The organism is Deltaproteobacteria bacterium, from assembly GCA_009692615.1.
GTDB lineage: Bacteria > Desulfobacterota > Binatia > UBA9968 > UBA9968 > DP-20.
On the sequence record SHYW01000041.1, the window covers coordinates 1 to 20,955 of the forward strand.

A 20,955-nucleotide genomic window follows, 5' to 3' on the forward strand; every position below is an offset into this window, starting at 1 on the left:
GCGGCCTCAACCACGGTGATCTCGCTGCGATATACTCGTTGAATTACGTCTAGTCGTTTCTCGTCTTTCATTGTCAGGGTTGTCATCCTTCCACCCTGACATAATTACGTTGCCGTTAACCCCTGACATAATCACTTTGCTACAACAGACCACTTCTTCCATGTTGACCAAGCCGTCGAGTAGTGAAAGTAACTGCGTGCCCATGCGCACGTCGGCTTGCAGACCGCTCTCGCCGCGCACCGGCGCGATGGCGTCGATCTCGTCGATCAAGACGATCGCCGGACGATGCTCCATGGCGTCGTTGAAAATCTGCCTGAGATTGGCTTCCGTGCCGCCATGCAGCGAACTCACCACCTCGGGACCGTTGATGTAAAAAAAGCGCGCGCCGATCTCATTGGCCAACGCCTTGGCGAGATAAGTTTTTCCCGAGCCCGGCGGGCCGCAGAGCAAAACCCCGCGCGGCACTTCGATGCCCAAGTTTTCGAAGACTTCGGGGAAGCGCAAAGGCATCTCGACCAGTTCGCGAATCTGCTCGATCTGCGGCGCCAGGCCGCCGATGTCGGCGAAGGTCACCAGATTCGCCGCGGCGCCGGGCATCAGCCGGCCGCTGCGCAAAACCACTCGCGTACCGTCAGTGACGCGGCCGCTCTCCGGCTCCACCGCAATAACGCGAAACATTATCGGGCGCGGCAAGAGCTTCAACTCCATCGCCAACAGCATGCCGCTGCAAAGCAATTGCGCCCTAGCAGTCAGTTGCCCGGCGATTTCCTGTTCGATACTGGCGAGATTTTCGTCCAGCGCCGAGAGCGGTTCGAGCATCACCCGCTTGGCATCGGCGATGTCAATGACGCGCACCGTCACCAGCTCGTCGAGGCTAGGTTTGAGCGCGGACAACTGATGACGATCGAGATAAACGACGCCGTTGGCATTGGAATTCCCCGCCGGCACGACCCACGCCACCAAGCGCCGGCCCCGTTCAGTACGCAATTCCACGGCGCTACGTTCAGCGATCTGCGCGATTGACAGATCGCTTGCGGCGATGGCGACGAAATTATCGCGCGCCGCATCGCCATTCCCACGCACCGCTTTGAGTTGCAGTGAGACCCTCGCAGTCAACCGTTACCCCTGCTCGTTTCGTTTGAAGCAACATTGACCGCGTCCGAAACTACGACTCCCTCGATGGGGATAAGATTTCGGATCGACTCAAACAAACCTATCATCATGCGGCTCCTATTTTTTCTACTACGCGATCGCAAGTCGAACTATTTTTGCCAATCCGAGGCATCGCTCAACTGTTCGATGCCGCCGAGAAACTCATGCCCCGGCTGGCGCGCCCAAACTGAAACCAGCCGCGCCATCTCATCTCCGTCGTTGACATGCTGATGGGCGATCATCGGCGGGATGCAGATCAAATCGCCGGCTTGCCAAGAGTGGCGCGTGCCTTCATGCAGATCGTGACCGCGCCCGCGCAGCACCAACAACAGCTCCTCAAAGATATGGCGGTGCTCGCCGCTCCGTTCGCCCGGCGCAATCTCCTGCTCCATCAAGTCCAGCGAGTGATTCGCCACCTCGGTCCAGCGGCTGATGAGAAATTTCAACCGCCCCTGCCGCGTCAGCTCCCACTTGCCATCCCGCCCTGACAAGACACGCGGACCGTTTTGTTCGAGCTGATTTTCTTCCGCGAGCCGGTTCAAAAACCAATCGTAGCGGCTTTTCTCTGGGCGAATCGTTTGTACTTGGCGCCGCGCTTGGAAAATTTCCTCGAGCTTGCGGTCTTTCTGCGCTTGCAGCGGAATCTTCTCCTCGCTCTGTTGCTCGCGCCAGAGCAGTCCTTGATTGTGCCACAACCGCACTTGCGGTAGCCATGCGCGAAAGCCGTCGACCGCGATGGTCATAAAGTGATGCATCGTATAGGCCGGCACGATCACTGCGTCGCCGGCATGGAATGGAATCACTTTGCCATCCTGTATCGACTCGCCGCTGCCGTCGATGATGTATACCAACTCAGAATGAATCGCCCGCTTGGGCGGATTTTTCTCGAGGGCGCAAAGCTCGACGAAACCGCAAGTGAGCGAACTCAGCGGCGCCACGGTGTAACGCGCGTTGATGTGAATATCGCCGAGAGCGAACTCCCCCGGCGCGAACATCGCAGGCTTGATCACCCGCGGCAGAAAATTGATCCGTTCCTTCTCACGTTTCTGCTTAACGAAGCGCGCCTCGTAATCGTAGTAATGCTCCGCGGCAGTTTCCTGCTCACGCAACGCTTCCCGTTCTCGTTCAATTTCAGCCATAAATTTTATCTATCGTCGCGATTGCATCCCAATACGATTGACCACGAAGCCGCAACCAACCGGCGCGATAAATCGCGCCCCTGCGTACGAAGTTTCTTTGCCCTACAATAGCTCAAAGGTTGCATGGCTTGCGCAAATTTTCCGCACCGGTACTCCTAAGTTGCCGTACTCAACAAGGAAATCCAATCTCACCACGAAGGACACAAAGAGCACGAAGTTCGCAGTATTAATTTTTCGAACCCTTCGTGGGCTTCGTGGTGAAAACTCTTTCTCATTTGGTTGCGGCTCTGCTGCGCTAAGCTCTTTGCGGTTAAATCATCCGAGTTTTTTGATCGCCCGCAGCACTTTCTCCGACGTAATAGGCAGATCGTAAATCCGCACACCCACCGCGTCGTGCACCGCATTGGCGATTGCCGCGGCGGCGACCAACACCGGCGGCTCGCCGATGCTCATGCCGCCATAGGGACCGTTGCCGACGGGAAATTCTTGGATCACGGTCTTGAGCGGCGGAATGTCGCGTATCGTCGGAATCTTGCTCTCGCCGAAGTTGGTCGTCGTCACCTGACCGTGATCGATGATCAACTGTTCCATTAACGAATAGCCAATCGCGCTCACCACGCCACCGTCAATCTGCCCTTGATGCATCAAGGGATTGATCACCGTACCCGTGCTATGGGCTGTGGTGAAATGGCGCAACTTCACTTCGCCGGTTTCGACGTCGACTTCCACTTCCGCGACTTGCACAACCATCGCCGCCTGTGGCCCGTTGTCGAAATTTTTGTACGAGCCTTCAAAACGAATCGGCGCGCCGAGTTTTTTTACTATCTCACGATAAGTTACTTCCCTGCCGTTGGGAGCGCGAATCGCGCCGGCGCCGCTGAACGTCAATTGCTCTGTCGACACGCCGAACATTTCACTGGCGCGGTGCAGCAATCTATCTTTCACTTGCAAGGCAGCGGCATAAACCGAATTGCCGAAGATGCGTGTCGCCCGGCTGGCGCCGACGCCGGTGTCCGCGGCTGCGTGGTTGGTGTCGAGAATTTCGAAGCCAACTTCGGTCACCGGGACATGCAGTTCCTGAGCGGCGATCTGGCGCATCGCCGTATAAGTTCCCGCGCCCTGATCGACCATTGCCGTGGAAACTGTGATCTCGCCGTGCACGCCGATGGCGACGAAGGCATGCCCTTCGCCGCCCAGCGGCAGCCACTGCGCCAGCGCCAGGCCGCGACCGAGATGTTTGCGCTTCGATTTGTTGTAGCCGGAAATTTGTAATGCTTCAGACAAAATCTCGTCGCTCTTGATATGCGGTATAACGTGGCCCACCGGCGAGACATCGCCGTCATGCATCAAATTCTTCTTGCGAAACGCGATCGCGTCCATGCCCAGCCGGTGCGCGACTAAATCCATCTGCGATTCGTTGGCGAAAAAGCCTTGCGGCTCGCCGGGCGCGCGCATGTGGCCGCAGGGGATTTTGTTGGTGTAAACGATTTTCTCGTTGATCGACACGTGGGGAATTTTATACGGCCCCGCCGCTTCCTTCGGCCCGACCAAATAGCCTTGCGGTTTGAACGCGCCGTAGGCGCCGCTGTCGTAGAGATAATCCATCCGATGCGCCACCAGCGTGCCGTCTTTTTTCACGCCGGTCTTCACTTTGACGATGGCCGCGTGGCGCGGATTGCCGGCGATAAACTCTTCCGCGTAATCCATCACCATTTTCACCGGCCAGCCGCTCTTGAGCGACAACATGTAGCAAACCGGCACGTCCATAGAGTCGCCTTTGCCGCCGAAACAGCCGCCGATGTAGCAAGGATGCATCGTGAAGTCGGGCAAACTTTTGTGAAACGCAGTAGCGACCTGCTCGCGCAACGCGAAGGGAACTTTCGAACAATGCCAAACATCGGCGCCGCCTGAGGCGTTCGCCTGCACGACGCAGGAATGGGGCTCGATGTAAGCCTGATGCATCGGCTGCGTGGTGAAAGTATTCTCGACGACGATATCGCTTTCGCGAAACCCCGCGTCGATATCGCCCTTGGTCCAGGTCAAATCGACAAAGACATTGCTCGGCGTTTTGATCTCATGTAGCAAACCACGGTAGCCCTGCACGTCGGGATGCAGCAAAGCCGCCTCCGGCTTTACGGCTGCGATGGGATCGAGCAGCGGCGCGAATTCTTCGTATTCAACCTCGATCGATTCCAGCGCCGCTTCGGCGATCTCTTCGCTCTCCGCAGCCACGACGGCAACTTTCTCGCCGATAAAACGCACGACACCATCGGAGAGCACCGGCATGTCGTAAATCTTCCGGCCGATGAGCAAACCTTTGGCATCGGCGCCGGTCACAACGGCGCGCACACCCGCAAGCGCCTGAGCTTTGCTGACATCGATTCTTTTTATCCGGCCGTAAGCAATCGGACTGCGCAGCGCCTTGGCCCAAAGCATGTTGGGCAGGACAACGTCCGTCGCGTAGAGCGCCGCGCCGGAAACTTTTTCCCGGCCTTCGGAACGGGTGGTGGAAACGCCGATGACGCGCTCGCTATTTTTTTTCCGCATGATCAATGAGAACTTAAAAAGATTGTGTTACCTTCAATAATTCAATCGACGCAATCTTACCTCCTCTCCCTCGACGGGAGAGGATAGAGGTGAGGGTGTTGTCTCATCACCTCTCAGCACTTACCCCTCATCCTAACCTTCTCCCGCAAGGGGAGAAGGAACGAACTCAGAAACCTCTAACCCCGCCCGCGGAAAATCGCCTTGCCTTCCGTGCGCTCCACATAGCGGACGAAGGCATATTTGTTCTCGAGCAGATCGACATTCGTCCGTTCGATGCGCCGGTGGCCGCGGCTCTCTTCGACTTTAGCCACGACGAAGCGCAGTCCCGACTCGTTGATCGCACCGACAGCTTCGCGTTTGAACGAATCGACATCGCGGACGGTCAACGCGTGGTCGATGCCGGCGCTCTTCGCCATGCCGGCGAGATCGGTCTTGCCCGCCGTCGCCGTGGGCTCGCTGATCTTGGTGCCGCTATAAGCTTGATTGTCGAAGACGAAAACCGCGAGATTGGCCGGGTTCATGTTCGCCACCGTCGGTAAATTGAACAGCGACAACAGCAAGCTACCGTCGGATTCGAGGACGATGACTTTGCGCTTCGGCAATGCCAGCGCCAAACCCAAACCCACCGACAACGCGTTGCCCATGGAGCCGAGCAGCAAACTGCCTTCGTGACGCGACAAATGCCCCCACTCGACGCGCTGTCCGCTGAGCGAAGTGACGACCAGCTGATTGGTAACTAGAGGAGCGAGCTGCTCCAAACATTCAAAGCGCTGCATACATCACAATCCGTTATTTCCCCCACGCTCACGACGCCTCGCCAAGTTCCTTGAGAATCTCGCGCACCAAACTGAAATCGAACACGTCGCCCAGCGCCACGTCGCGCTTGAGATCGATATTGAGCTTGGTGCTCTCGATGACTTTTTCCAGCGCGTCGCGCGGCGCCAACAAGTTGCGGCTGAAATTGCTCACCGTCGAAGCGTAAGCTTGTTCGGCAACCGTCAGCGGCGTCCGGCTCCATTTTTGTAATATCTCGACGGCGCCTTTTTTGTCGTCGAGGATAAAACGATTCGCTTTAAGCAGCGCGCGCAGCACACGCTTGACTTCGCCGCGCTGATTTTTCAGCTTTTGTTCGTGCACGCCCAAGCCGTTGACCGGGAAAAGCAAAATGTCGCGGGTGCGCACCAAACTCTTGAAACCGCGTGCTTCGGCTACTTGATCCGATGGCGGCGAAACCAGCGCACCATCGACCAGGCCCGATTCCAACTGACTCAGCCGGGCCGAGCCGCTTCCCGCCGCGATGAACTGCACATCTTTTTGCGGCACCAACTTGAAATGCTCGACGGTCAAGCGCGCCAAGATGTCCGTCGCCGAGCCAAACGAACTGATGGCGATCTTTTTGCCCTTGAGGTCGGCGACGCGAGCAATCTTCGGATTCACCATCAAGACGTGATTGGGCCGTTCGATGAGAATGCCGGCGACTTTGATCGGCAAGCCGCGTAAACTCCCGGTGACCACCGACTGCAAAATCAAATTGTAATCGACGTTGCCGCTGGCCAGCGCCGCGATCGAAACATTGGCGGTGATCTGCACCAACTCGGCGTCCAGTCCCTCTTCTTTGAAGAAGCCCTTATACTTCGCCACTCCGCCGCTGAGAAACGACATATCCGGATTGGAAACCGCAACGGTAATTTTCTGCGCCTGCGCCGAATTGAAAAACCATCCCAGGCAAATAATTGCAATACCGATCACGAATCGAACCTTGTGGAATTTTATCTTCACCCCTAACCCCTTACCCTTCACCCCTTACGGCCATTCAGATCGTAAACTCCCCGGTAAACAACAACACCACCGGCTGCTTCAGCCCATGCATCGTGCGCACGGCGTTCTCGATCTTCACTTCGATATTATCGTCATCGTGAACGATCTCGTATTGCAGACCCAGAGCTTCGAGCTGCGGAATCATATGCGTGCCGTAGTGGGAATAAAGAAACGTGCTGCGCCGGTCGTCCATGCTGCCGATGTAGCTCACCAGCAAAAGCATCGGCACGCCGAACCGTTCACCGACGGTGAGCAGATTGTAGGCCGAGACAAACACGCCGGTGCCTTCCATATAAATCGCCGGCTGCTTGCCGCCCAGCGACGCGCCCGCGGCGATGCCGACCGCCTCGGCTTCGCTGGCGACCGGTACCAGCATAAAACTCTCGTCCGCCTTTAGCGGCGGCAGAATTTCACTGAGCCGGGTTTCCGGCAAATAGGCAACGAAGTCGATGCCCGCTTGCTTGAGTCCGGCGACAACTTTTTCGGCAGCTTCTGGTCTCACGGTTCGCGTTCAGTTGAGAATCTTCTTGCCCCATTTTTCTTTGACTTGCTTCGCCAAGTCTTCCGGCACGATCACCGAGGCGGGAAAATCCTTGATCCACTCGTAGGGCCGGCAGGCGTCGATGATGGCGCGGGAGTTAAATCCCTTCTTGCCCCGTTGCACGATCGGATCGAGGGGGCCGCTCCAGCAGCGGCGCAGAATTTCGATATCTTCCGCCGGATCGCAGCGCGTCGTCATCGCCCACCAGACATCTTTCATGTCGGTGGGATCGATGTCGCTGTCGACGACCACCGTGAAGCGGCCGAGATAAGCAGCGGCATGACACTGCGAAGCAATCAACCCCGCTTGGCGCGCGTGGCCCGGATAGCGTTGTTTAATGGCCACCACGGTGAGCAAACGCGTATTGCCCTCAGGTGGGCAATAAACACCAACCACATCCGGCACGCCGGCGCGCTCCAGCTCTTCCCAGACCATCGCCGAGCGCCAGAAGCTTTTGTAAAAAGTCGCCTCAGTCGGCGGCCTGCTTGGCGGCGCTCCCGCCATGATCGGATTGTTACGGAAGTACATGCGGCGAATCCGAATGACCGGCTCTTCACGCACGTGGCTGGCGTAGTATCCGGTCCACTCGCCGAACGGCCCTTCGGTCTTCACATCTCCCGGGATACACTCTCCCTCGATAATCATCTCCGCGGTCGCCGGCACTTGCAGTCCACTGCGCGCTAATGTCACCACATCGATGGGCTCGCCTTTCAAACCGCCGGCGAAATCGTACTCTGACAATCCGTAGGGCACCTCGAAGGCCGAGGCCATGAACAGCAACGGATCGTGACCCAAAGACAACGCCACCGGCATGGCGCGGTTTTGCGCGAAATATTTTTCCATCTGAATGCGCCCGTGGCGCCCGGGAGAAATGTACAGGCCCACCGACTTCGAATCATGCACCATGACGCGGTAAGTGCCGATGTTGAGCCAACCTTCCTCTGGATCGCGGGTGATGGTCAAATGGCCGGTGCCGATATAGCGGCCGCCATCGTGAATATTGTAGCGCGGCGTCGGGAAACGCAGGATGTCGACGTCTTTTTCCTCCCAGACGTTCTCCATGAACGAGCCATCTTTGACCACCCGCGGAGGAATCGGTTTCAGCTCTTTGATCTTCGTGCGCATGGCCTTGACCAAATCCATGGTCTCCATGTCCGTCGGCATGCCGCAGGTGAGCGCGACGCGCTTGATCGAGTTGAGCTGCCCGGCGACCAACCGGAGTCCCTTGTCGAAGCCCTTAATCGAGTCGAACATGAGACAAGGCGCGACCTTCGACTCCTTGCGCGCCATTTCGATAATCGCGCCGATTTCCAAATCCCAATCGGCGCCGTCAACGTTTTTCAGCTCGCCCAACTGGTTGACTTGATCCAACCACTCGCGCAAATCCCGGTAAGCCATGCCTTTCCTCCTATCGGTACAACGATTGAAACAATCCCTGCTGTTCGAGCTCCGCGACCAGACTATTGTCGACAAAGTCGCCAGCCTTCGCCACCGTGGCGCTTTTCACCTCGGAGCGCAATACTTCTTCCACCGCGTCCAATCTCACTCTTGGAATCGCTTCCTGATATTTCACGCCGTAGACGCGATAAAGCTCGTTGAGAATTTCTCCATCCTGAACCTTGGTGTACTTGGCGAGCACTTTGATCGCGCCGTCCCTATCGGTGCGCACGCGATGAATCGCTTCACAGTAGGCACGCAGCAAACGCAACGCCGTGGGGCGATTTTTTTCCAAGTAACTTTGCGTCGTCGCCAGCGGCGAATTGGGATAGATAATGCCGATATCGCCGAAGTCGACCAACTCCCTGAGGCCCAGTTTCGCCGCGGTCAAATTTGTCGGTGGCGAAACCACTCCGGCGTCGGCGATTCCACTCGTGATTGCGCCGAGCAACTGCGGCATGCCGCCGGTTTGAATCACCGCGACGTCAGAACCGCGACGCAAGCCCCATTTCTTCAGAGCTAAGTCCAACGCAAAGTCAGTGGACCCGCCAAGCCGCGTGAGACCGATCTTTTTGCCTTTGAGATCTTTGTAGGTTTGAATTTCCGGCCGCGCCATCAGTGAAAACACCAGCGTGTTGATCGTGTTGGCGATCATTTTTAGGCTCACGCCGCGCAATGACGCCTGAATCACTGGACTGGCGCCGAGCCGAGCGAACTGTACGTCGCCGCCGATCAACGCCTGGGTCACCACCGAACCGCCGCCGATGTAGAGCAGTTGCACATCCAAACCGTGGCGGCGAAAATAACCGTAGTCCTGCGCCACCCAAAGCGATGCCATCGCGCCGCTGATCGAACTGTAGGCAATGCGCAATGGCTCGGCGCCGATGGCCGGGCGCGCCAATGAGAATTGTAGCGCCAATGCGATGAATAGACAGCCAGAAAAAGTCGTTACGTATTTCAAGATGCTTGTCCTAATCGCAGTCAAAGGCCGCTTCGAGCAATCTTCACCGGTTGCGACTTCACTGCTCCAGGATCCCCGCGTCTCTCAGCTCGCGCTCGAGTTTGGCGATCTCGTCCTTCGGCATCTGCTCGGTTTCCCACTTGGGAAAACGTTTCACCGCGAATCCGCGCATGCGATAGACTTCTTGCAACGGCACCCGGCCCCACTTGCGCAAGCGCGCCGCGACGATGCGCGTGGCGGTATCGACTTTCTTTTGCGCTGCCACCGCGCCGGCGTAATCCTTGCTATCGAGCTTGTTAAATAAGTCGACGCAAATCTCCGGCACGAAGCTGGTCGGTGGATTGATCATGCCGGCGATGCCGAAGGGAACCAGGCCGAATAGATCGGCATTGCCGGTGAATACCGAAACGTCGGGCAGCAAACGAACGTACTCCAACAATGCGCCTTGGCCATAGGCGACTTTGATGCCTTGCAACGCCGGCACCTGTTCCTTCATTCGGACGGCGAAACCGGGTGGAATAGAAATGCCGGAGTATTTCGGATTCTCGTAAATATAAATCGGCAGCGGCATCGCTTTGTGCACCGCTTTGTAGTGCGCCATGATTTCGAACTCGGTGTGGTCGGAATAATAATAGGGCGGCACGATCGCGACGGCATCCGCGCCATTGGCCGCTGCATGCTCCGCTAACTCCACCGCGCTGCCGGCGTCCGCCGTGCCGACATGAATCACCACGGGCACACGCTTCTTCGCTTGATCGAGCGCGATCGCCGCGGTGAATTTTCTTTCCTCGGTCGTCATCGCCGGTCCTTGTCCCGTCGAACCGAGCACGAACAAACCCTGCACACCGGCTTTGATGTGAAAGTCGACCAACTGGCGCATCATCTGTTCGTCGACACGAACCTTTTCATCGAACGGCGTAATGATCGGCAACAACACTCCACGAATCATGATTCCTCCAGCCAATGCTACAAAAAATCTACGGCAAATTTTCCCACCCTCTCCCCCAGGGAGAGGGCTCTCGTAGGGGCGACCGGCGGTCGCCCTTACCCTCATCCTAACCTTCTCCCAGAGGGAGAAGGAACCAGACACTCTAATGACAACTATTGTATTTTTTTTATATCTTCTCGCGCACACCGACTTGCGTATCGAGTTTATAAACTTCGCCGGCCTTTTCAGGCGCAACCAACCCCTTCGGCCGTTTACCCCCACGAGCAGCTTCGATGGCGTCGACAACGATCTTGCGAAACTTGATCACGCCGCGATCGGACACGCCCAACTGCTCGTCACGCGCGCCGAGCAAACCCTGAGTTCCCTGGGTCATGAAATCCTCTTTGCGGACGTTGCCTTTATACGGCATGTGCTTGCGTTTGTCGTAGGGCTTCACTTCCTCGTTGGGGGTTTCCTTGGCGCGCAACTCCTTGAGCCGCTCGAAAAAATTCGCCACCGGCCCGAGATAATTGTCGGCGCTAAACAGCATGAAGTGATCATCGTCGTTGGGCGTGACGAACATCCAATGCTCGCAGCGCGAGCCTTCGTTGATCAGCGCCGCCGCGTCCATCTTGGCGTGGACAAATTCGGTATCGCCCACTTGCACAATACTCGGCAACGCCAAACTCATCTCGTCAACGAATTCGGTCCCCGGCGTCGGCCCCGGCTTGGTCATCACCACCTTCATGCCGTAATCCATCTCGACGAATTCGTAATCGGGCATGTCGGTGTAGCTAAAAAAATGATCGCCCCAAGACTGCTGGCCGTAACCGGCATGGCGATGGAGAATGCAGACATGGGCCGGGTCGGCGGAGTTTTCAAAAAAGTTGAACCAGTTGTAATCGGCATGGCGCACCGACTCGATCTGCCGTTGGCCGCCGCGCTCGAGCAGCGGGGCGTAGTTGGGCAGCGGCGGCGGATTTTTTTGATCAGGTCCGAGATAGGCGAAGATCAAACCGCCCAACTCGCGCACCGGATAGGACAACTGCTTTATCTTTTGACAGAACTTACTGTCCTTGGGCTCCGCCGGCATTTCCAAGCATTGGCCGTGGATATCGAACAGCCAGCCATGATAGGGACAACGCAGACCGCCGTCTTCGATATCGCCGTATTCCAACGACGCGCCGCGATGCGGACAATGCTCGCCAAGCAAACCCAACCGGCCGTTCGGATCGCGAAACAACACCAGATCTTCGCCAAGAACTTTCACCGCTTGAGGAATATCGTAAAGATCCCGCGCCACGCCGACCACCAACCAGTAGCGGCGAAACCATTCGCCAGTCGGCGTGCCGGGGCCGACACGCGGGATGTCGGCAACCGAAACTTTCTTTCTTGATTTTTTTTGCAGTGCTTTCACAACGTAAACTCCGCGGGATTTCTCCAACGCTTCTGCCAACTAGAAACGGTCATTTAAATCCATACTCAGCCCACTTTTTCAAAACACTGGCGCGCATCTGATCCGTCGGCTCCGCCACCTCGCCGCGGAAGTTTTCTTTGATGGTTAGATCGAGCATCAGCTTCGAGGTGAGCCCGTCCGCTTCCGCCGAGGGTTCGAGAGAGCTGGTGATGCTGCGCGGGATCACGAACATATCGGTCGCCGGCTGGAAGCGTGTCGTCAGCGCCCAGAGCACCTCGTTGGGATCTTCCATGTTGATATCTTCGTCGACGACGATGACATGCTTCCATTTACCGCTGCGGGTGTAGAGCGATGAAGCTAGAATATTGTTGGCGATGCCGCGCCGCATCAGCCGTTTCTCCATCTGCAAAATCAAAACGATCGACACACCCCAGGGCGGCGCGTAGGCTTTTTTCAGCGCCGGATAGGCCGGCTTCAATTCTTGATAGGCCGCCACGGCGTAGGTCAGCGCGTCGACGTAGAGATGTTCGTGCGGCGGCTTGCCGAGCCAGATGTTGTGATAGATCGGGTTGCGCCGATGGGTGATCGCCTTGATCGTCATGATCCGTTCGTTGGGAACCTGCGCCGTGGTGTAACCGCAAAACTCGCCGAACGGCCCTTCATCGCCGGTTTTCGCCGGGATCGTCAGTTCACCTTCGAGGATTATCTCCGCCAGCGCCGGCACCTCCAGATCGATGGTGCGGCACTTCACCACTTCCACCGCTTCACCCGTCAAGCCGCCAGCGATTTCCAACTCGAAGACGCCGGCACGCGGTTCGAACTGCGAGGCAACGTAGACCGCCGGCGGCACGCCGATACAAACCGCAACTGGAAACTTCTTGTCGCCCCGCTTCTCGGCAGCTTTGATGAAGTCGTGACCGTCATGGCCGGGCGTAAAGCGGATCGTCACCTGGTTTTTCGACACCAACATCATGCGGTAAATCGCCAGATTGTTGCCGTACTCCGGATCGCGAATGATCACATGGCCGGCGGTAATGTACGGTCCGCCGTCGCGCGGGTTGTTGGTGCACAGTGGCAGCTTGGTGACATCGACATCGTCGCCCTCGAAAACAACTTCTTGGCAGGGACCGCTAGTGACCAACCGGGTCGGAATCGGTTTGCTCGCCCGGCGCACGGTTTCGTCGAAGACGTTTTCTTGGGACAACCCCAGCGCAAGAGCGACGCGCTTATCGCTGGCCAACAGCTGGCCGACGACTGGAATTTTGTGGCCCTTAACATTCTCGAACAGCAGCGCCGGACTGTTGGGCCGCTCGTTGTGAATCTTACAGATCGCGCCGAGTTCATGCTTGGCATCGACCTCCGTGCCGATTTTGTGCAGCTCTCCCTCGGATTCCAGAACTCTCAAGAATTGCCGTAAATCCATTGTTCCTTCGGTAGCGTTCACTTCATCCGCCTTTCTTCAGTAGCTTGTCAAAATTCAATTCACGCCCCGGCAAAGCTCAGTACGACGGAAGAAACCCAAGATTGCAAACTGCTCCCGCTCATGTCTAGCCCGTGGCAGAGTATCAAGCTCCACGAAACCTCTACCGAACCGACCCGCTTTGTTTCAACTCGCGCAGAAAGCGGGTGTCCAACAGATCTTCCGGTTTGATCTCACGCACCTTGGGATTCTTGGATCCGAGATCTTCCAAGACCGTTTTTACTCCCGCCAATGTCGGCATCGGATAATCCAGTAAGAAATTTTTCGACAACAGGCTGTGGTACTCTTCGATATCGGCTCTGTCCGTCAAACCGCTGCTTTTGGCTATGATGTTATAGGCAACTTGCTTGTTGGTTTTGAACTGGCGAATCCCCTCGACGTAGGCCGCAAGAAAGCTCCGGATCAAATCGGGCCTCTTTTCGATCAACGACGACGCCGCATAAAGAACCCCCTGCGGATATTCGGTGTCGATCTGTGACAAATCCGCGAGCATGCGCAGACCCAATTTCTTTGCCCTCGGCGTCTGCGACAGCGAGAGAATCGAGCCATGCACTTTTCCGCCGACAATCGCCGCCAGTCGCTCGGGAGAATTGCCAATCTGAAGAATCGTCACGTCCTTCCCCGGTTCGAGGCCCCACGATTTCAGCGCCATGCGAGTGATAAAATCCGACCCGGAGCCAAACCGGCTGATCGCTACCGCTTTGCCCTTCAGGTCTTGCGGTTTGGTGATCGTGGCAGGAGTCACGAAACTATAGACGAACTTATTGATCAACGCGGCGAGAATTTTCAGCGGGAACCCGCCCATGTTCGCGCTCACGACTTCGGTGGCCGAACCACGTCCGAACTGAACCTCGCCCGATGCCATCGCCTGCACAACGGTTGACCCGCCGGGGATGTAAACGATCTCGACGTCGAGGCCCGCTTTATTGAACAAACCGACTTCTTTGGCGAAGTGATGAACCTCCTCGCCCGAGCCGACGCCGCTATAGCCCAGCCGGACCTTCTCCAAAGGCCAAGCGGTAGGCCCTGTGACAAGCAGCGCGAGCGGTAGCAAAATTGCGGAGATCAGGAAATGTCTTCGGTTCATAAGAGGCTCCTCAACGCTGGTAGATGTGCGCCGGCATATTCACAGGTACGCCTTCTTTTCTAAGCTCCTCCTCGAACATAGCTCGCACCTTGGGATCTTCGTCGGGAAATTCGATCAGATGTCCGCCGCCGCCGGTGCTGACGAAAAGTCTGTCATAGTCCATAACCTGGAACTTCTGCCCAAACGGCTTGAAGGCGAGCATCTTCAGCGGCACCTTACCGGTGTTGAAGTGCTGATGAAACCACATGTGCGGCGGAGAAAATAGGCTGAACGGGCCCCAATCATAGCGTTCCATGGCGGTGCCTTCGAGCCACATGAGCGAGTGGCCTTTGCCTTCGAGCACCAGGATATCGGCGCCGAGACCGTGGCGGTGCGCCTTCTTGTAGGCGCCCACGGGAGACTTGGTGATGTGCGCCGAGATAATGTTGTCGCAGAATTCCAGCTCGACGTTGGTCGCCCCGGGACCTTTTTTCGTCCAGTCGTGAAACTCAAGCTTTTCTATGTCGGCGATAAAACTCGTGTCCCACACGCGCCGCTCCGGCAGCGCGGTTCCTTTACCGCTAAAGTAATTTTCTTCGCCGTGGTAGCGGTCCAGGAACTGGTACGGATTGTTAAAAACGAAATCGTAGTTGTGATACAGGTTAAAGACCGACGGGGAGTTGGTATAACCGATGTAGCGCACGGTCTCACCGCCTTGACCGTTGAAGTGCTGGTGCCATGCGTTCAGCGGAATCGAAAACATCGAGCGTTCCTGCCACTCGAAGGTCTGCTTTTTCCCGTTGTCGAGCCAGACGCTCGTTGCGCCGCGTCCTTTGAGCACGAAAATCATCTCCTCGAACATTTGCTTTTGCGGCTTGAGGCTTTCGCCCGGTGGAATTTCGCAGACGTAGGCCGCCGAGTTGGGCGGCTCATTTGGATGGCCGAGAATAATGTAGCAACCTAAACCACCACGCCGGCGCCAGGGCGCAACCTCGAGTTTTCGGATGTCGCCGACGACGAAGTTTCTGATTACCGGAAGCTCTTCCCATTCGAGAAATTGGTCGAAGGGGGTCGCACCGTAAGTCCTAGGCACGAATTCGCTTTGCGATTGCATCGTTCCTCCTATCGGTTATTGCAGAGATCCATGACGAAACAAATCACGCGCGCGGAAGCCCAGTGTCGCCGCGGCTTTCTCTGTAGCATAACCGCACCAGTTTCCTTCCATATCCATGCGCACTCTTTTGACTAGCGGCAAATAACGCTGGACAAGCTCGCGCGTCGGCGTATCCATGATCGTTGTCGACGCGCAGATATTGAAGGTTTCATGGCCGGTGAAATCCACCTCAATCGCCAACCGGCAAGCGCGCGCCGCGTCGCGCACGTCGATGTAGCTCCACAGCGCACCGGTGCCGCGGATAGTGGGATTTTTCTTTCGTTCGGCGAGCAGCGCGCGATGTTCTTCGGTGTAGATTCCGGAGAAACGCAAGCTCGCGATCTGCATGGCGCTTCTCTGAGTCACCCCATCGCAAAGTTTTTCGCCGACGACTTTGCTAAGCCCATAAGGATCCTGCGGCCGCAGCGCATGCGCTTCATCGATCGGCAAATAATCCGGCTGCAAATCGGTCACCGGATAGTAAAGACCATAAATCGCCAGGCTCGAACCGCAGACGACTTTTTTCACGCCGGCTGCCTGCGCGGCACTGAGCACGTTGTTAGTCATCGCGATGTTCGCATTGAAACGGCCGGCGTCACCGGCGATATCGGGAAATTGCCAGCGCTGCGTCGCGGCATCGAAGCCGCTCTCGGTGTAAGGAAATCTTACGCGCGCCAAGTGAATCACCGCGTCGGCGTTTTTGAAATGATCGAAGAGCGCGTCGAATTTGCTCAAATCGACGAGGTAAGTCGGCGCCGGACACTCCCGCGGCTTGACCGCATCGAGGGCCGACACTTGGTGCGCATGGGTGAACAGTTCGCGCACGACGAATTGTCCGAGGCGACCCGATCCTCCGGTAACTATGACGCGCATGGATTCACTTCGCCTGAGCTTTGAACCAGCCGGATTTTTCCAGCTCTTGCAGCAAACTGTTATCGATGAAGTCCGCGCCCTTGGCCTCGCGCGCTTCTTTCCCCGGCGTGCGTTTGAGAATCTCGTCGATGCTTTCCGGCCGCACGAAAGGAATCCGGTCGCCGCTGTATTTGACACCGTAGGTTTGATGCAATTGGCCGAGGGTTTCCACGTCGGTCACTTTAGTGTATTTCGCCAACACTTTCATGCTGAACTCTTTATCGACGCGCAGCCGCTGCAAACCGAGAGTAAAGCCGCGCAGAAAACGCAGCGTCACGTCGCGGTTGCCGCGAAGGAACGAGCGCGCCGTCGACAGCGGCGTATTGGGGAAAATAATTTTCAATTGGCCGACATCTTCCAACTCATGCATGCCGGCTTTGGCGGCGCGAAAATTACTCGGCGGCGACAGCACCACCGCATCCAAGGCGCCGGAAGCAAGCGCAGCCAGGCCTTCCGGCATGCCGCCGGTTTGAATGACGGTGATCTGTCCGCGTTTTAAGTTCCAATGTTTCAACGCCGCATCCAACGCCCAGTCGGTCGAACCGCCGAGGCGGGTCACGCCGACCTTCTTGCCGCGCAATTGCCCTGGCTGCTTGATCTCGGGCCGCGCCATGATCGAGAACACCAAACTGTTGCCGCTGTTGCCGATCAAAACCAGATCGGAACCGCGCAGTGTCGCGTTGATCACCGGCACCGACGGCCCGTAGGCGAACGGCACATCGCCGCTGAGCATGGCTTGTATCAACAGCGAACCGCCGCCGATGTAAAGCAGCTCGGTGTCCAAACCTTCGCGCTTGAAGTAGCCGCCTTCCTGCGCCACCCAGAGCGACGACATGGCGCCGCTGATGGCGCTGTAAGCGATGCGCAGCGGCGCCGCGTTGCCCGTGGTCACTGACACGACGACCGACAAAATCACAAGTGCTATCCAGCGCGGCATGATTCAGCAAATTCCTTTCTCACGCAGGCCGGTAAACGAATCGATCTTGACCGCGCCGGCCAAACTTCGCGGCCCTTGGCCGCGGCGCATCGCTTCGATGTCATCGAAAATAATGTTTCGCAGCATGATCACGCCGCGATCCGAAGTCGCTAGATGTTCGTGCCGTTTATCGAGCCAAGGCTGAGTCGCCTGACAGGCGATGTCTTCTGTGCGCACGCTGCCGCGAAACGGCGCGAACTTGCGCCGGTCGTAGCTTTTCTTTGCCGCCTGGGTCTCAACTTTGCGGCTGGGCGCGAGTTTCGAAAAAAAATTCTCATCCGGCCCGGTGTAATGATTGACGGTGTAAAGCATAAAACTGTCGTCGTCGTTGGGCGTGACGAACATGATATGCGCGTTATGCGATCCCGCGCTCAGCGCTTCGCGCGGCTGCTCGAAATGGGTAAACTCGGTGTCGCCGATTTGCAGAATGCTCGGCAGGGCAAAGCTCTTCTCATCGACGTACTCGGTGTCGGCCGTCGGTCCCAGTTTGCGCGAGATCACTTTCATGCCATAGGAAGTTTCAATCGCATCGAACGGTGGAATGTCGCGAAAGTTGAAAAACCAACTGCGCCAAGTGCCGTCGTCAGGATCGGCGCGATGCAAAATCGAGAAATGCGCCGGGTCGGCGCCGTTCTCGATGAAGTTGAACCAGTTGTAATCGAAGCGCCGGGTCGCTTCCAAGGATCGTTGGCCGGCGCTGTCGGTGAGCGCACGATACTGCGGCAACGGCGGCGGAGAATCGCCGTCGGGCCCCAGGTAAGCGAAAATCAAACCACCTTGCACTTGCACTGGATAAGACACATGTCGAACCTTGCCGGCGAAGCCGCGCTCAACGGGTTCGGCCGGCATCGCCAAGCACTGGCCACCAACGTCGAACAACCAGCCATGATAAGGGCAGCGCAAGCCGCCGTCTTCGATATCGCCATATTCCAGCGACGCGCCGCGGTGGGGACAATGCAAACCGAGCAGGCCGATTTCGCCATTTTCCGCGCGAAACAAGACTAACTCTTCGCCGAGAATTTTTACCGAGACGGGAATGTCGCGCAGCTCGGCGGTCGTGCCGGCCACCAACCAGTGGCGGCGAAACCATTCGCCCACGGGCGTGCCGCCTCCGACATGGGGAAGATCGCCGAGTGAAAGCGGTTTCCCAGTGGTGGATTGAGATTTGCGCTGGCCGGCCATGAATCGCGGGCAAAAAACTTTTTTAAGGAAGTGGTGGTCGCAGTAGGACTTGAACCTACGACCTCGCGCATGTGAGGCGCGCGCTCTAACCAACTGAGCTATGCGACCACTGGAACAGTTATCTAACACCTTGAAGTGAAAGCTTCAACAACGGCGCCCGCAACTCGCTGCCGATTTCAAACCGGGCAGGTTGCTGAAAAACCCTCTCAGAGTCCTTCGACATGGCTCAGGACGAACGGCGGGAATTTGATATCATGCGCATTTTTCGTTCATGCTGAGGCTCTCGAAGCATTCCGAACCTTTTTGCAGCAACCTGCTACGGCAGCACCGCGATCGGTTGGATCTCCATCAAACTCGCCGGCCGCGCCAGATGGCTCACTTCAACATAGGTAATTGCTGGGAAGCCTTTTTTGAAAAGCTCCCTCGCGAGCTTCGCGAATTCTGGAATGTAGCGCAGGTCGGTGAGAAACACGCCCATCGAGACGATGTCATCGACGCTGCCGCCGGCTTTGCTTAACGTCAATTTAATTTTGTCGAAGGTCGCTTGAAACTGCGCCGCGAAATTTCCCAGCTCGGCATCGGGCCGCGGTTGACTCGCCGTATGGCCGGCAAGAAATAACATCGTACCGCCTTTCACTTTAACCGCCGTCGAGCGCGAATCCTGCGGCTGTGGCTCGATGAACTCTTTCTTCAGCTCTTGGCCGTGAGCGAAATCCAAGAAGCCAAGAAGCATCAATGCCAGCAAAATTTGTCGTTTCACGATTCCTCCCAGTTCCCGATTATTCCTTCACCACCGCAATCGCTTGAATCTCAATCATCGCGCCGGGCGTTTTCAACTTACGCGCTTCCATGAACGCGCTCGACGGATAGCCGGTCTTGCAAACTTCCTTGCGCATGTCGGTGAAGATCTCGCCCCAACGGCGCTCGGTGGTATAGACGGTCATGGTCACGATGTCATCCACCGAACCGCCCGCCTTCGCCATGACGCGCCGCATGTTCTCCCAAGTCGCGCGCACCTGACCGGCGTAATCGCCGGGCGCTTGCAGCTTGCCGTTCTCGTCCACCGGCCCGACGCCGGAGAGAAACACTAAGGCGCCGCCTTTGACTTTGACCGCTTGCGAATAGGCCGACTGCGGCACGGGCAAAATCATCTCGCGCTCCTGCGCCAAGGTGATTCCCCCTGGAGCAGCGGCGAGAAGGACAGCGATTAGAATCCAGCCAATCACTTGGCCGTCACCGCTCGGTAGGCAGCCTCGATATTATTCGCAAAGCGATCCTTGCCTTCCCAATCCTCGGTACCGGCCAATTCCAATTCTTTCTTGATCGAATCGAGAGATTTGCCCTGCTTCACCAGCTGCCGCACACCGTCCATAAGATTATTGTAGTACCGTTCCATGTCGTCGAGGATCTTGACCGTGCCGGGATCGCCGTGGCCGGGGATGACGATTTCGGGATCGAGTCCTTTCATCATCTTGATCGCGCTCAACGTGTCGGGAATGCTGACGAAGGGACGGTGATTGCCGAAACGCTTCACCGTTACCGACGCCGCCGCAAACACGATGCGCTCCTTGGGTAGCCAGATCGCCGTGTCCGCTTCGCTGTGCACATTTTTCAAATAGTAGAGATCCATACTCCGCTCGCCGACGTTGAGCGTCATCTTGTCGCGATATTCCACCTGCGGCGCGACCATGCGGTAGCCCTTGAAGGCATCGCGCAGCGCTGCCGATTCAGCCGTGCGTTTTTCGACGAACCCCGGCGCGTCCAAGCCTGCCTGCTTCATCGACGCGGTCGCGCCGGCATGGGCGATAACGACAGCCGGCGGTGAGAACAGAAAATCGCCAAGGACATGATCCGAATGCGGCTCGGTGTGAATGATGTACCGTACCGGCTGGTTGGTGAGCTTCTTCACCGCCGCCGCGATCACATGGGAATCCTTCGGACTCTGGCCGGAATCGATCAAGACGACGCCGTCCTGGGTTACAATGATCGTGCAGTTGGATTCGTTGAGGGCATCGGTATAGACGAAGATGCCGTCTTTGACCTTTTTGAATTTCGGCCCCAAGTCCTGCGCCGCGGCAGCGAGCGCCATCAGTAAGAAGCAAATGGCTGCCAAAGAAAATAGCAATTTTGTTTTCACGAATTCCTCCCTGGTATTCCTAGTTACAGCTCCCGATTAATGCCATCTCGCCGTTAGCCGACTGCAAGTCCGTCATGCCGGCGCAGGCCGGCATCCATCTTCGCTCGCG

19 protein-coding genes and 1 tRNA gene are annotated in these 20,955 nt (G+C 57.0%); all 20 read right to left on the reverse strand.

Annotated elements, in window-relative coordinates:
* Positions 1-6: 6 nt before the first annotated feature.
* Positions 7-819 carry an AAA family ATPase gene (locus EXR70_11710; GenBank protein MSP39148.1) on the reverse strand — a complete coding sequence of 271 codons (813 nt, stop codon included), beginning with the start codon at positions 817-819 and terminating at the stop codon, positions 7-9.
* Positions 820-1,262: 443 nt separating this feature from the next.
* A complete protein-coding gene (locus tag EXR70_11715) occupies positions 1,263-2,291 on the reverse strand; it encodes a cupin domain-containing protein (protein ID MSP39149.1) in 1,029 nt (342 codons plus the stop codon).
* Between the two features lie 315 nt (positions 2,292-2,606).
* Entirely contained in the window at positions 2,607-4,838 is a 2,232-nt protein-coding gene (locus tag EXR70_11720; protein ID MSP39150.1) for a xanthine dehydrogenase family protein molybdopterin-binding subunit, read from the reverse strand.
* Between the two features lie 176 nt (positions 4,839-5,014).
* A complete protein-coding gene (locus EXR70_11725; protein MSP39151.1) occupies positions 5,015-5,614 on the reverse strand; it encodes a thiamine pyrophosphate-binding protein in 600 nt (199 codons plus the stop codon).
* Between the two features lie 28 nt (positions 5,615-5,642).
* Positions 5,643-6,587, reverse strand: a complete 945-nt coding sequence (locus EXR70_11730; protein MSP39152.1) for an ABC transporter substrate-binding protein — start codon at positions 6,585-6,587, stop codon at positions 5,643-5,645.
* Positions 6,588-6,651: 64 nt separating this feature from the next.
* A complete protein-coding gene (locus EXR70_11735; protein MSP39153.1) occupies positions 6,652-7,158 on the reverse strand; it encodes a hypothetical protein in 507 nt (168 codons plus the stop codon).
* A gap of 9 nt (positions 7,159-7,167) precedes the next feature.
* Entirely contained in the window at positions 7,168-8,595 is a 1,428-nt protein-coding gene (locus EXR70_11740) for a UbiD family decarboxylase (protein MSP39154.1), read from the reverse strand.
* Between the two features lie 10 nt (positions 8,596-8,605).
* Entirely contained in the window at positions 8,606-9,595 is a 990-nt protein-coding gene (locus EXR70_11745; protein MSP39155.1) for an ABC transporter substrate-binding protein, read from the reverse strand.
* A 58-nt stretch (positions 9,596-9,653) separates the two neighbouring features.
* Positions 9,654-10,649 (reverse strand): dihydrodipicolinate synthase family protein, encoded by a 996-nt coding sequence (locus EXR70_11750; protein MSP39156.1) that lies wholly within the window; start codon positions 10,647-10,649, stop codon positions 9,654-9,656.
* A gap of 61 nt (positions 10,650-10,710) precedes the next feature.
* Positions 10,711-11,979 (reverse strand): hypothetical protein, encoded by a 1,269-nt coding sequence (locus EXR70_11755; protein ID MSP39157.1) that lies wholly within the window; start codon positions 11,977-11,979, stop codon positions 10,711-10,713.
* Between the two features lie 10 nt (positions 11,980-11,989).
* Positions 11,990-13,363, reverse strand: a complete 1,374-nt coding sequence (locus EXR70_11760) for a UbiD family decarboxylase (protein MSP39158.1) — start codon at positions 13,361-13,363, stop codon at positions 11,990-11,992.
* Between the two features lie 160 nt (positions 13,364-13,523).
* A complete protein-coding gene (locus tag EXR70_11765) occupies positions 13,524-14,507 on the reverse strand; it encodes an ABC transporter substrate-binding protein (GenBank protein MSP39159.1) in 984 nt (327 codons plus the stop codon).
* A 10-nt stretch (positions 14,508-14,517) separates the two neighbouring features.
* Entirely contained in the window at positions 14,518-15,600 is a 1,083-nt protein-coding gene (locus tag EXR70_11770; GenBank protein MSP39160.1) for an ethanolamine ammonia lyase-activating protein, read from the reverse strand.
* 15 nt (positions 15,601-15,615) lie between these two features.
* The gene (locus EXR70_11775) at positions 15,616-16,512 is read right to left on the reverse strand and encodes an NAD(P)-dependent oxidoreductase (protein ID MSP39161.1); all 897 of its coding nucleotides are present in this window, start codon (positions 16,510-16,512) and stop codon (positions 15,616-15,618) included.
* Positions 16,513-16,516: 4 nt separating this feature from the next.
* Entirely contained in the window at positions 16,517-17,488 is a 972-nt protein-coding gene (locus EXR70_11780; protein ID MSP39162.1) for an ABC transporter substrate-binding protein, read from the reverse strand.
* Positions 17,489-17,491: 3 nt separating this feature from the next.
* Positions 17,492-18,709 (reverse strand): aromatic ring-hydroxylating dioxygenase subunit alpha, encoded by a 1,218-nt coding sequence (locus EXR70_11785; protein ID MSP39163.1) that lies wholly within the window; start codon positions 18,707-18,709, stop codon positions 17,492-17,494.
* A 31-nt stretch (positions 18,710-18,740) separates the two neighbouring features.
* Positions 18,741-18,817: transfer RNA gene (locus tag EXR70_11790), tRNA-Val, on the reverse strand.
* Between the two features lie 208 nt (positions 18,818-19,025).
* Positions 19,026-19,469: a RidA family protein gene (locus EXR70_11795; GenBank protein ID MSP39164.1), complete on the reverse strand. Its 444-nt coding sequence runs from the start codon at positions 19,467-19,469 to the stop codon at positions 19,026-19,028.
* A gap of 19 nt (positions 19,470-19,488) precedes the next feature.
* The gene (locus tag EXR70_11800; protein MSP39165.1) at positions 19,489-19,860 is read right to left on the reverse strand and encodes a RidA family protein; all 372 of its coding nucleotides are present in this window, start codon (positions 19,858-19,860) and stop codon (positions 19,489-19,491) included.
* Between the two features lie 71 nt (positions 19,861-19,931).
* A complete protein-coding gene (locus EXR70_11805; GenBank protein MSP39166.1) occupies positions 19,932-20,846 on the reverse strand; it encodes an MBL fold metallo-hydrolase in 915 nt (304 codons plus the stop codon).
* Positions 20,847-20,955 lie beyond the last annotated feature (109 nt).

Bases quoted from the DNA above. Each gene is read 5' to 3' on its own strand.
- EXR70_11710 (MSP39148.1), bottom strand. From the start codon at position 819: ATGCTCGAACCGCTCTCGGCGCTGGACGAAAATCTCGCCAGTATCGAA.
- EXR70_11715 (MSP39149.1), bottom strand. From the start codon at position 2,291: ATGGCTGAAATTGAACGAGAACGGGAAGCGTTGCGTGAGCAGGAAACT.
- EXR70_11720 (MSP39150.1), bottom strand. From the start codon at position 4,838: ATGCGGAAAAAAAATAGCGAGCGCGTCATCGGCGTTTCCACCACCCGT.
- EXR70_11725 (MSP39151.1), bottom strand. From the start codon at position 5,614: ATGCAGCGCTTTGAATGTTTGGAGCAGCTCGCTCCTCTAGTTACCAAT.
- EXR70_11740 (MSP39154.1), bottom strand. From the start codon at position 8,595: ATGGCTTACCGGGATTTGCGCGAGTGGTTGGATCAAGTCAACCAGTTG.
- EXR70_11750 (MSP39156.1), bottom strand. From the start codon at position 10,649: ATGAGGGTAAGGGCGACCGCCGGTCGCCCCTACGAGAGCCCTCTCCCT.
- EXR70_11760 (MSP39158.1), bottom strand. From the start codon at position 13,363: ATGGATTTACGGCAATTCTTGAGAGTTCTGGAATCCGAGGGAGAGCTG.
- EXR70_11765 (MSP39159.1), bottom strand. From the start codon at position 14,507: ATGAACCGAAGACATTTCCTGATCTCCGCAATTTTGCTACCGCTCGCG.
- EXR70_11770 (MSP39160.1), bottom strand. From the start codon at position 15,600: ATGCAATCGCAAAGCGAATTCGTGCCTAGGACTTACGGTGCGACCCCC.
- EXR70_11775 (MSP39161.1), bottom strand. From the start codon at position 16,512: ATGCGCGTCATAGTTACCGGAGGATCGGGTCGCCTCGGACAATTCGTC.
- EXR70_11780 (MSP39162.1), bottom strand. From the start codon at position 17,488: ATGCCGCGCTGGATAGCACTTGTGATTTTGTCGGTCGTCGTGTCAGTG.
- EXR70_11785 (MSP39163.1), bottom strand. From the start codon at position 18,709: ATGGCCGGCCAGCGCAAATCTCAATCCACCACTGGGAAACCGCTTTCA.
- EXR70_11800 (MSP39165.1), bottom strand. From the start codon at position 19,860: ATGATTTTGCCCGTGCCGCAGTCGGCCTATTCGCAAGCGGTCAAAGTC.